Genomic DNA, 10,175 nt, shown 5'->3' on the forward strand with positions numbered 1-10,175 from the left:
AATGATGTCTCAGACAGCGAAAGTGTTGCTGCTGTATGCCCACCCAGAATCTCAGGATTCCGTGGCCAACCGGGTTTTATTACAACCCGCCTTACAGTTGCCGAACGTCACCGTGCACGATCTCTACGCGCACTATCCGGATTTTTTTATCGATATTGCTCACGAACAGGACCTGCTGCGCCAGCATGAGGTGATTGTTTTCCAGCATCCTTTATATACCTGGAGCTGTCCTGCGCTGCTCAAGGAGTGGCTGGATCGTGTCTTAAGCCGCGGCTTCGCCAGCGGCGCCGGAGGGAACGAACTGGCGGGAAAGTACTGGCGCAGCGTGATCACCACCGGCGAACCAGAGAGCGCTTACCGTCGCGATGCAAATCGCTATCCGATGAACGATATTCTGCGTCCTTTTGAACTGACCGCCGGTATGTGCCGTATGCACTGGATGAGCCCCATCATCGTCTACTGGGCCCGGCGGCAGCAGCCAGAGGAGCTGCGCAGCCGCGCCCTGGCCTATCGGGACTGGCTGGCCAACCCCCTAGCCGCCGGAGGTGTCCATGGCGGGATTTGATCTGCTGCTGGCGGGGGTGCTGTTTTTGTTCGCGGCCGTCATCGCTGTCCCTCTGGCTTCAAGACTGGGGATTGGCGCGGTGCTGGGCTATCTGCTGGCTGGGATCGCCATTGGCCCTTGGGGGCTCGGGTTTATCAGCGATGTGGATGAAATTCTCCATTTCTCTGAACTCGGCGTGGTGTTTCTGATGTTTATCATCGGCCTGGAGCTCAATCCCGCTAAGCTATGGCGGCTGCGAAGCTCCATCTTCGGCGTTGGCGCGGCGCAAGTGATGCTCAGCGCGGCGATCCTCGGCGGTCTGTTGATGACGACAGGGTTTTCATGGCAGGCGGCGGTGGTCGGCGGGATTGGCCTGGCGATGTCCTCTACCGCGATGGCACTGCAGCTGATGCGCGAGAAGGGAATGAGCCGCAGCGAATCAGGGCAGTTAGGCTTTTCGGTCCTGCTGTTTCAGGATCTGGCGGTGATCCCGGCGCTGGCGCTGGTGCCTCTGCTGGCTGGTTCCGCGGATGAGCATGTGAACTGGCTGACGGTCGGCATGAAGGTCCTGGCGTTTGCCGGGATGCTGATTGGCGGACGCTATCTGCTGCGGCCGGTGTTCCGCTTTATCGCCAGCTCCGGGGTCAGGGAAGTGTTCACTGCCGCCACGCTGCTGCTGGTCCTCGGATCCGCCCTGTTTATGGAGGCGCTGGGGCTGTCGATGGCGCTGGGTACCTTTATCGCCGGCGTGCTGCTGGCGGAAAGCGAGTATCGCCATGAACTGGAGATCGCCATCGATCCGTTCAAGGGGCTGCTGCTTGGGTTGTTCTTTATCTCCGTCGGTATGGCGCTGAACCTTGGCGTGCTGTACACCCATCTGCTGTGGGTGGCGGTGAGCGTGGCGGTGCTGGTGGCGGTAAAAATGCTGGTGCTTTATCTGCTGGCCCGTCTCTATGGCCTGCGGAGTTCCGAACGTATGCAGTTTGCGGGCGTATTAAGCCAGGGCGGCGAGTTCGCGTTTGTCCTCTTTTCGCTGCCCGCCTCGCAGCGGTTGTTCCAGCACGACCAGATGGCGCTGCTGCTGGTGGCCGTCACCTTGTCGATGATGACCACGCCGCTGCTGATGAAAGGGATCGATAAGATACTGTCGCGACGCCTGAATCCAGCGGAGGATACCGATGAGGCGCCGTGGGTAGAGGATGATAAACCGCAGGTGATTATTGTTGGCTTTGGCCGTTTCGGCCAAGTCATCGGTCGCTTGCTGATGGCTAATAAGATGCGTATTACGGTGCTGGAGCGAGACATCAGCGCGGTAAATCTGATGCGCAACTATGGCTATAAAGTCTATTTTGGCGACGCTACCCAGCTGGAGCTGCTGCGCTCGGCAGGGGCGGAGGAGGCGCAGTCGATCGTCATTACCTGTAATGAGCCGGAAGACACCATGCGGCTGGTGGAGATGTGTCAACAACACTTTCCACATCTGCACATCCTGGCCCGCGCTCGCGGGCGCGTCGAGGCGCATGAGCTGCTGCAGGCCGGCGTGACGCAGTTTTCTCGTGAGACTTTCTCCAGTGCGCTTGAGCTGGGGCGTAAAGCCCTCATTACCCTGGGGATGCATCCTCACCAGGCCCAGCGCGCGCAGCTGCACTTCCGACGCCTCGATATGCGAATGCTGCGTGAGTTAATGCCGGTGCATACTGATACGGTACAGATATCACGCGTGCGGGAAGCCCGGCGCGAACTGGAAGAGATTTTTCAGCGCGAAATGCAGAAAGAGAGCCGGCAGCTGGACGGCTGGGACGAGTTTGAATAAAGGTAAATCATATGGCAGTGCGTAAACGTTTTATTGCCGGGGCGAAATGTCCGGCGTGCCAGGCGCAGGATTCACTGGCGATGTGGCGTGAGAATAATGTCGATGTTGTTGAGTGCGTTAAGTGCGGTCATCAGATGCGTGAGGCGGATAAAGAGGCCCGTGAGCATGTACGCAAAGAGGAGCAGGTGATTGGCATTTTTCATCCCGACTAGCGTTATCCGTCGGCTTTTTTTAAGCTAAAGGGTACACGGCAGCAGAATTCCGCTACAATCTGCGCCACTATTCTTCCCATCTCAGGAGATATCATGAAAGTAGCAAAAGACCTGGTGGTCAGCCTGGCCTATCAGGTACGTACAGAAGACGGTGTGTTGGTTGATGAGTCTCCGGTAAGCGCGCCGCTGGATTACCTGCACGGTCACGGCTCCCTGATTTCCGGCCTGGAAAACGCGCTGGATGGCCACGAAGTGGGCGACAAATTTGACGTAGCCGTCGGCGCTAACGACGCTTACGGTCAGTATGACGAAAACCTGGTGCAGCGTGTACCGAAAGACGTCTTCATGGGCGTTGATGAACTGCAGGTTGGCATGCGCTTCCTGGCGGAAACCGATCAGGGTCCGGTACCAGTAGAAATCACTGAAGTTGAAGACGACCACGTTGTGGTTGATGGCAACCACATGCTGGCAGGCCAGAACCTGAAATTCAATGTGGAAGTTGTCGCCATCCGCGAAGCGACCGCTGAAGAGCTGGAGCACGGTCACGTGCACGGCGCGCATGGTCACGATCACGACCACGATCATGGTCACGATGGCTGCTGCGGCGGTCACGGTCACGACCACGATCATGGCCACGACCATGGTAAAGGCGGCTGCGGCGGCCACGGTGGCTGCGGCTGCCACTAATCTTTGCGCCTCGGCACGAAGACGACAAAAAGCGGGGAAACCCGCTTTTTTTACGCCTCAATAGTGCGGCGGAGGCGTCTCTTCGGCCTGGGAGGCGATATGGGAGGGTTGGGTCGCCTTCAGCTTCTCGATCATCAGACGCATATGCTCCCGCATCTTCGCCATCTCGATCTCGTGGGCGGTCACGGTTTTGTTGAGGTCTTCGATGGTGATTTCCTGAAACGCCAGCCGGCTTTCCAGCTCCGCAAGGCGCGTTTCTAATGTGCTATCGTGCATGGGTAACCTCTTTAGTCTGATCCTGCAGGCGGATTCTACTTAAGTTTCCCCCGGCGCGCAGCATCGCTGCGTCCTACAGGAAACTTATTCATACAAAAATAGTCCTAAAAGAGGCGATATTCAGGAACGTCCGTATGTAGATTTTAACGGCGACGTTCTATAGTACGTTTTTTGCTTTTTACGATAACCCTGGGGTGAGAGGCCCCGGCCCTGGAGAAATGGATGAAATCACTGTTTAAAGTAACGCTGCTGGCGACCACAATGGCCGTCGCCCTGAATGCACCGCTGACCTTTGCTGCAGATACCGCGGCGAAAGCAGCCCCGGCGGCTGAGAGTAAATCGGCATTTAAAAATGACGATCAGAAATCAGCCTATGCGCTGGGCGCGTCCCTGGGGCGTTACATGGAAAACTCCCTGAAAGAACAAGAAAAACTGGGCATTAAGCTGGATAAAGCCCAGCTGATCGCCGGCGTACAGGACGCGTTTGCCGATAAGAGCAAACTGTCCGACCAGGAGATCGAACAGACTCTGCAGGCCTTTGAAACACGCGTGAAGACCGCAGCTCAGCAGAAAATGGAAAAAGACGCTACTGAGAACGAAACCAAAGGTAAAGCTTTCCGTGACAGCTTTGCCAAAGAGAAGGGCGTGAAAACGTCTAAGACTGGCCTGCTGTATAAAGTCGAGAAAGAAGGCACTGGCGATGCGCCGAAAGACAGCGACACCGTGGTGGTTAACTACAAAGGTACGCTGATCGACGGCAAAGAGTTTGATAACTCTTATACCCGCGGCGAGCCGCTCTCTTTCCGTCTCGACGGGGTGATCCCGGGCTGGACTGAAGGCCTGAAGAACATCAAGAAAGGCGGCAAAATCAAGCTGGTCATTCCGCCAGATCTGGCCTACGGCAAAACCGGCGTCCCGGGGATCCCGGCCAACTCCACGCTGGTCTTTGATGTAGAGCTGCTGGATATCAAACCGGCGCCGAAAGCAGATGCTCAGCCGGAAGCCGCTGGCGATGCGAAAGCCGCAGACGCGAAAGCTGACGCTAAGAAGTAATCGGGTTCAGGCCGCCGTCTCGTCAGAGGCGGCGGCTTTTTTATTGCGCGCAGATATAATTAAAACTGGAAAGATCCTCAGGCGCTGTATTACTTTAGATAGCTTAATAATGATGATGAGCCTGCCCTGACAATAACGACAGGCTCCTGAAAAGGAGTGCTTTTTTTCATGTCCAGGTCGCTTTTAACCAACGAAACCAGCGAGCTTGACCTGCTGGATCAACGTCCCTTTGACCAGACCGATTTCGATATTCTTAAATCTTATGAAGCGGTGGTGGACGGGTTGGCGATGCTCATCGGTTCGCACTGTGAAATCGTGCTGCATTCTTTGCAGGATCTGAAATGCTCTGCCATCCGTATCGCCAATGGTGAACATACCGGCCGCCAAATCGGTTCACCGATTACCGATCTTGCGCTGCGCATGCTGCACGATATGACGGGCGCCGATAGCAGCGTTTCCAAATGCTACTTTACCCGCGCCAAAAGCGGCGTCCTGATGAAGTCAGTGACGATTGCCATCCGCAACCGCGATCACCGGGTGATTGGTCTGTTGTGCATCAACATGAATCTGGATGTGCCGTTTTCGCAGATCATGAGCACCTTTATTCCACCAGAAACGCCTGAGGTTAACTCGCCGGTGAACTTTGCTTCCTCGGTTGACGATCTGGTCGCCCAGACTCTGGAATTCACCATCGAAGAGGTGAATGCCGATCGCAGCGTGTCGAACAATGCTAAAAACCGTCAAATCGTGCTGAATCTCTACGAGAAAGGGATCTTCGATATTAAAGACGCCATTAACCAGGTGGCCGATCGTCTGAATATCTCCAAGCACACCGTCTACCTCTATATTCGCCAGTTCAAAAGCGGTGATTTCCAGGGGCTGGATAAGTAATGCGTTTTGCCCTCACGGTGACCGGACCTGCCTATGGCACGCAGCAGGCGAGCAGCGCCTGGCAATTTGCTCAGGCCGTGCTGCAGGAAGGCCATGAGCTGGCGTGCGTTTTTTTCTATCGCGAAGGTGTGCTTAACGCTAACCAGTTGACGGCGCCCGCCAGCGATGAGTTCGATCTGGTGCGCGGGTGGCAATCCCTCCACAATGAGCACGGCGTCGCGCTGCATATCTGCGTGGCGGCCGCCCTGCGTCGTGGCGTAACGGACGAACGCGAAGCGCAACAGCTCGCTCTGCCTGGCCATAATCTGCAGCCGGGTTTTACGTTAAGCGGACTTGGCGCGCTGGCGGAAGCGGCGCTCACTTGCGATCGGATGGTACAGTTCTGATGAAACGTGTGGCTTTCGTTTTTTCTTCCGCACCGCACGGCAGCGCCGCCGGCAGGGAAGGCCTCGATGCCTTATTAGCCACCTCCGCCCTCACCGACGAGATTGGCGTGTTTTTCGTGGGCGACGGCGTGTTTCAGCTGTTGCCCGCCCAGCGGCCTGGTGCTGTGCTGGCCCGCGACTACATCGCCACCTTTAAACTGCTGTCGCTATACGATATAGACCAGTGCTGGCTGTGCGCCGAGTCGGCGCGAGAGCGCGGCCTGGATCCCGCGACCCCGTGGGTGGTGGATGCCGAATGCCTGGCGCCGGATGCCCTGCGCGCCCGTCTGCATGAATTTGATGTGATTTTGCGTTTCTGAGGCCCCCATGCTCCATACGCTCAGTGTTTCTCCCTGGCATGCCGATATCGCAGCAATGCTTCGCTTGATGGAGCAGGGTGACGATCTGTTACTGCTGTCTGATGGCGTCGCGGCGGCTATCGCCGGCGGCCGCTTCCTTGAGATCCTGCAATCCGCCCCCATAACCCTTTACGTGCTGCAAGACGACGTTGACGCCCGCGGGCTAACTGGTCAAATTGCGGACAGTGTCGGCAGGGTTAGCTATACTGATTTCGTCAGACTCACAGTCAAACATGCCGGTCAGTTGGCCTGGTGATGGCGGGATCGTTGTATATTTCTTGACACCTTTTCGGCACCGCCCTAAAATTCTGCGTCCTCATAATATATGAGGCGATTTATTACGTGTTTACGAAGCAAAAGCTAAAACCAGGAGCTATTTAATGGCAACAATTAACCAGCTGGTACGCAAACCACGCGCGCGCAAAGTTGCAAAGAGCAACGTGCCAGCGCTGGAAGCCTGCCCGCAGAAACGTGGCGTATGTACTCGCGTATATACCACCACTCCTAAGAAACCGAACTCCGCACTGCGTAAAGTTTGCCGTGTGCGTCTGACTAACGGTTTCGAAGTCACCTCCTACATCGGTGGTGAAGGTCACAACCTGCAGGAGCACTCCGTGATCCTGATCCGTGGCGGTCGTGTTAAAGACCTTCCGGGTGTTCGTTACCACACCGTTCGTGGTGCGCTTGACTGCTCCGGCGTTAAAGACCGTAAGCAGGCTCGCTCCAAGTACGGCGTGAAGCGTCCTAAGGCTTAATGGTTCTCCGTTAAGTAAGGCCAAACTGATTTATCTTAATGTCATACTAAACTCTTAGAGTTTTGGACAATCCTGAATTAACAACGGAGTATTTCCATGCCACGTCGTCGCGTCATTGGTCAGCGTAAAATTCTGCCGGATCCGAAGTTCGGATCAGAACTGCTGGCTAAATTTGTCAATATCCTGATGGTAGATGGTAAAAAATCTACTGCAGAAACTATCGTATACAGCGCGCTGGAGACCCTGGCTCAGCGTTCTGGTAAATCTGAACTGGAAGCCTTCGAAGTTGCGCTCGAAAACGTGCGCCCGACTGTCGAAGTTAAGTCCCGCCGCGTAGGTGGTTCTACTTATCAGGTTCCAGTTGAAGTTCGTCCGGTCCGTCGTAATGCCCTGGCAATGCGTTGGATCGTTGAAGCTGCTCGTAAACGCGGTGATAAATCCATGGCTCTGCGCCTGGCGAACGAACTCACTGATGCTGCAGACAACAAAGGTACTGCAGTTAAGAAACGTGAAGACGTTCACCGTATGGCCGAAGCCAACAAGGCGTTCGCTCACTACCGTTGGTAATCCCTTCGGAGTCATAGTCACCAGGCGGGCGCTTCAGATGAGTCGCCCGCTCTGGATAACTTAACTGAACGCCTAAAGAAATAAACGAGGAATCAAATGGCTCGTACAACACCCATCGCACGCTACCGTAACATCGGTATCAGTGCGCACATCGACGCCGGTAAAACCACTACTACCGAACGTATTCTGTTCTACACCGGTGTAAACCACAAAATCGGTGAAGTTCATGACGGCGCCGCTACCATGGACTGGATGGAGCAGGAGCAGGAACGTGGTATCACCATCACTTCCGCTGCGACTACTGCATTCTGGTCTGGTATGGCTAAGCAGTATGAACCGCACCGTGTAAACATCATCGACACCCCGGGGCACGTTGACTTCACTATCGAAGTTGAACGTTCCATGCGTGTTCTTGATGGTGCGGTAATGGTTTACTGCGCAGTTGGTGGTGTTCAGCCGCAGTCTGAAACCGTATGGCGTCAGGCAAACAAATATAAAGTTCCGCGCATCGCGTTCGTTAACAAAATGGACCGTATGGGCGCTAACTTCCTGAAAGTTGTTGGTCAGATCAAAACCCGTCTGGGCGCGAACCCGGTTCCGCTGCAGCTGGCAATTGGTGCTGAAGAAGGTTTCACCGGCGTTGTTGACCTGGTGAAAATGAAAGCCATCAACTGGAACGATGCAGACCAGGGCGTAACCTTCGAATACGAAGATATCCCGGCTGACATGCAGGACCTGGCTGACGAATGGCACCAGAACCTGATCGAGTCCGCAGCTGAAGCTTCTGAAGAGCTGATGGAAAAATACCTGGGTGGTGAAGAACTGACTGAAGAAGAGATCAAAAAAGCTCTGCGTCAGCGCGTTCTGAACAACGAAATCATCCTGGTAACCTGTGGTTCTGCGTTCAAGAACAAAGGTGTTCAGGCGATGCTGGATGCGGTAGTTGACTACCTGCCATCCCCGGTTGACGTTCCGGCGATCAACGGCATCCTGGACGACGGTAAAGATACTCCGGCTGAGCGTCACGCAAGCGACGACGAGCCGTTCTCTGCACTGGCGTTCAAAATCGCTACCGACCCGTTCGTGGGCAACCTGACCTTCTTCCGCGTGTACTCCGGTGTGGTTAACTCTGGTGATACCGTACTGAACTCCGTGAAAGCTGCACGTGAGCGTTTCGGTCGTATCGTACAGATGCACGCTAACAAACGTGAAGAGATCAAAGAAGTTCGCGCGGGCGACATCGCTGCTGCAATCGGTCTGAAAGACGTAACTACTGGTGACACCCTGTGTGACCCGGATGCGCCGATCATTCTGGAGCGTATGGAATTCCCTGAGCCGGTAATCTCCATCGCCGTTGAGCCGAAAACCAAAGCTGACCAGGAAAAAATGGGTCTGGCTCTGGGTCGTCTGGCTAAAGAAGACCCGTCTTTCCGCGTATGGACTGACGAAGAGTCTAACCAGACCATTATCGCCGGTATGGGTGAGCTGCACCTCGACATCATCGTTGACCGTATGAAGCGTGAATTCAACGTTGAAGCGAACGTCGGTAAACCTCAGGTTGCTTACCGTGAAGCGATTCGCGCGAAAGTTACCGATATCGAAGGTAAACACGCCAAGCAGTCTGGTGGTCGTGGTCAGTACGGTCACGTTGTGATCGACATGTACCCGCTGGAGCCGGGCTCTAACCCGAAAGGTTACGAGTTCATCAACGACATCAAAGGTGGTGTAATTCCTGGCGAATACATCCCGGCCGTTGATAAAGGCATCCAGGAACAGCTGAAAGCTGGTCCGCTGGCAGGTTACCCGGTAGTTGATATGGGTATCCGTCTGCACTTCGGTTCTTACCACGACGTTGACTCCTCTGAGCTGGCGTTTAAACTGGCTGCGTCTATTGCCTTTAAAGAAGGCTTTAAGAAAGCAAAACCAGTTCTGCTTGAGCCGATCATGAAGGTTGAAGTAGAAACTCCGGAAGAGAACACTGGTGACGTTATCGGTGACTTGAGCCGCCGTCGCGGTATGCTGCGCGGTCAGGAATCCGAAGTAACCGGCGTTAAGATCCACGCTGAAGTACCGCTGTCCGAAATGTTCGGTTATGCAACTCAGCTGCGTTCTCTGACCAAAGGTCGTGCATCATACACCATGGAATTCCTGAAGTATGATGATGCGCCGAACAACGTTGCTCAGGCCGTTATTGAAGCCCGTGGTAAATAATCCACAGGATTAAAACCTAAGTCCCGTGCTCTCTCCGAAGGGGAGAGCACTATAGTAAGGAATATAGCCGTGTCTAAAGAAAAATTTGAACGTACAAAACCGCACGTCAACGTTGGTACTATCGGCCACGTTGACCATGGTAAAACTACCCTGACTGCTGCCATCACTACCGTTCTGGCTAAAACCTACGGTGGTTCCGCTCGCGCATTCGACCAGATCGATAACGCGCCGGAAGAAAAAGCTCGTGGTATCACCATCAACACCTCTCACGTTGAATATGACACCCCGACTCGCCACTACGCGCACGTAGACTGCCCGGGCCACGCCGACTATGTTAAAAACATGATCACCGGTGCTGCGCAGATGGACGGCGCGATCCTGG

Annotated in this window: 14 protein-coding genes; 13 read left to right on the plus strand and 1 reads right to left on the minus strand. The window is 54.9% G+C overall.

Features of this window, described 5'->3' with window-relative positions; genetic code table 11:
- Position 1: 1 nt before the first annotated feature.
- The 4 genes from kefG (at position 2) to slyD (ending at position 3,256) form a co-directional block, all read left to right on the plus strand.
- Positions 2 to 565: a glutathione-regulated potassium-efflux system ancillary protein KefG gene (gene kefG / locus ABLU50_RS20700; protein ID WP_004202208.1), complete on the plus strand. Its 564-nt coding sequence runs from the start codon at positions 2 to 4 to the stop codon at positions 563 to 565.
- Complete coding sequence (kefB, locus tag ABLU50_RS20705; RefSeq protein WP_004202210.1) at positions 552 to 2,357, plus strand: glutathione-regulated potassium-efflux system protein KefB; 1,806 nt, start codon at positions 552 to 554, stop codon at positions 2,355 to 2,357. Before kefG ends, kefB begins: the two co-directional genes overlap by 14 nt.
- Positions 2,358 to 2,368: 11 nt before the next feature.
- A complete protein-coding gene (locus tag ABLU50_RS20710) occupies positions 2,369 to 2,569 on the plus strand; it encodes a YheV family putative zinc ribbon protein (protein ID WP_002920143.1) in 201 nt (66 codons plus the stop codon).
- 93 nt (positions 2,570 to 2,662) lie between these two features.
- A complete protein-coding gene (gene slyD, locus ABLU50_RS20715; RefSeq protein WP_004202213.1) occupies positions 2,663 to 3,256 on the plus strand; it encodes a peptidylprolyl isomerase in 594 nt (197 codons plus the stop codon).
- Positions 3,257 to 3,313: 57 nt separating this feature from the next.
- Here slyD and ABLU50_RS20720 read toward each other — a convergent pair whose 3' ends face one another.
- Positions 3,314 to 3,532: a protein SlyX gene (locus ABLU50_RS20720; RefSeq protein WP_002920136.1), complete on the minus strand. Its 219-nt coding sequence runs from the start codon at positions 3,530 to 3,532 to the stop codon at positions 3,314 to 3,316.
- A 222-nt stretch (positions 3,533 to 3,754) separates the two neighbouring features.
- Between ABLU50_RS20720 and fkpA the strand changes: the two genes are divergently transcribed.
- The 9 genes from fkpA to ABLU50_RS20765 form a co-directional block, all read left to right on the plus strand.
- Positions 3,755 to 4,585: an FKBP-type peptidyl-prolyl cis-trans isomerase gene (gene fkpA / locus ABLU50_RS20725; RefSeq protein ID WP_004202215.1), complete on the plus strand. Its 831-nt coding sequence runs from the start codon at positions 3,755 to 3,757 to the stop codon at positions 4,583 to 4,585.
- 168 nt (positions 4,586 to 4,753) lie between these two features.
- On the plus strand, positions 4,754 to 5,476 hold the full coding sequence (locus ABLU50_RS20730; protein WP_002920130.1) for a transcriptional regulator: 723 nt from the start codon (positions 4,754 to 4,756) through the stop codon (positions 5,474 to 5,476).
- Positions 5,476 to 5,862, plus strand: coding sequence for a sulfurtransferase complex subunit TusD (gene tusD, locus ABLU50_RS20735; RefSeq protein ID WP_004202218.1), 387 nt, complete (start codon positions 5,476 to 5,478; stop codon positions 5,860 to 5,862). The genes ABLU50_RS20730 and tusD overlap by 1 nt, the downstream gene beginning before the upstream one ends.
- Complete coding sequence (tusC, locus tag ABLU50_RS20740; protein ID WP_004202220.1) at positions 5,862 to 6,221, plus strand: sulfurtransferase complex subunit TusC; 360 nt, start codon at positions 5,862 to 5,864, stop codon at positions 6,219 to 6,221. Before tusD ends, tusC begins: the two co-directional genes overlap by 1 nt.
- Before the next feature lie 7 nt (positions 6,222 to 6,228).
- Positions 6,229 to 6,516 carry a sulfurtransferase complex subunit TusB gene (gene tusB / locus ABLU50_RS20745; RefSeq protein WP_004202221.1) on the plus strand — a complete coding sequence of 96 codons (288 nt, stop codon included), beginning with the start codon at positions 6,229 to 6,231 and terminating at the stop codon, positions 6,514 to 6,516.
- Positions 6,517 to 6,640: 124 nt separating this feature from the next.
- Entirely contained in the window at positions 6,641 to 7,015 is a 375-nt protein-coding gene (gene rpsL / locus ABLU50_RS20750) for a 30S ribosomal protein S12 (RefSeq protein ID WP_002920115.1), read from the plus strand.
- Between the two features lie 96 nt (positions 7,016 to 7,111).
- A complete protein-coding gene (rpsG, locus tag ABLU50_RS20755; protein WP_002920113.1) occupies positions 7,112 to 7,582 on the plus strand; it encodes a 30S ribosomal protein S7 in 471 nt (156 codons plus the stop codon).
- 96 nt (positions 7,583 to 7,678) lie between these two features.
- Positions 7,679 to 9,793 carry an elongation factor G gene (fusA, locus tag ABLU50_RS20760; RefSeq protein ID WP_004202222.1) on the plus strand — a complete coding sequence of 705 codons (2,115 nt, stop codon included), beginning with the start codon at positions 7,679 to 7,681 and terminating at the stop codon, positions 9,791 to 9,793.
- 69 nt (positions 9,794 to 9,862) lie between these two features.
- Positions 9,863 to 10,175: GTP-binding protein (locus ABLU50_RS20765; protein ID WP_020686859.1), on the plus strand; the 313-nt coding region annotated here is incomplete at its 3' end.

This window comes from Klebsiella sp. GG_Kp173 (assembly GCF_040062415.1).
In the GTDB taxonomy this organism is placed as follows: Bacteria; Pseudomonadota; Gammaproteobacteria; order Enterobacterales; family Enterobacteriaceae; genus Klebsiella; species Klebsiella quasipneumoniae.

Excerpts from the sequence above, each read along its gene's own strand:
- kefG (WP_004202208.1), top strand. The coding sequence starts at position 2 with ATGATGTCTCAGACAGCGAAAGTGTTGCTGCTGTATGCCCACCCAGAA.
- kefB (WP_004202210.1), top strand. The coding sequence starts at position 552 with ATGGCGGGATTTGATCTGCTGCTGGCGGGGGTGCTGTTTTTGTTCGCG.
- ABLU50_RS20710 (WP_002920143.1), top strand. The coding sequence starts at position 2,369 with ATGGCAGTGCGTAAACGTTTTATTGCCGGGGCGAAATGTCCGGCGTGC.
- slyD (WP_004202213.1), top strand. The coding sequence starts at position 2,663 with ATGAAAGTAGCAAAAGACCTGGTGGTCAGCCTGGCCTATCAGGTACGT.
- ABLU50_RS20720 (WP_002920136.1), bottom strand. The coding sequence starts at position 3,532 with ATGCACGATAGCACATTAGAAACGCGCCTTGCGGAGCTGGAAAGCCGG.
- fkpA (WP_004202215.1), top strand. The coding sequence starts at position 3,755 with ATGAAATCACTGTTTAAAGTAACGCTGCTGGCGACCACAATGGCCGTC.
- ABLU50_RS20730 (WP_002920130.1), top strand. The coding sequence starts at position 4,754 with ATGTCCAGGTCGCTTTTAACCAACGAAACCAGCGAGCTTGACCTGCTG.
- tusD (WP_004202218.1), top strand. The coding sequence starts at position 5,476 with ATGCGTTTTGCCCTCACGGTGACCGGACCTGCCTATGGCACGCAGCAG.
- tusC (WP_004202220.1), top strand. The coding sequence starts at position 5,862 with ATGAAACGTGTGGCTTTCGTTTTTTCTTCCGCACCGCACGGCAGCGCC.
- tusB (WP_004202221.1), top strand. The coding sequence starts at position 6,229 with ATGCTCCATACGCTCAGTGTTTCTCCCTGGCATGCCGATATCGCAGCA.
- rpsL (WP_002920115.1), top strand. The coding sequence starts at position 6,641 with ATGGCAACAATTAACCAGCTGGTACGCAAACCACGCGCGCGCAAAGTT.
- rpsG (WP_002920113.1), top strand. The coding sequence starts at position 7,112 with ATGCCACGTCGTCGCGTCATTGGTCAGCGTAAAATTCTGCCGGATCCG.
- fusA (WP_004202222.1), top strand. The coding sequence starts at position 7,679 with ATGGCTCGTACAACACCCATCGCACGCTACCGTAACATCGGTATCAGT.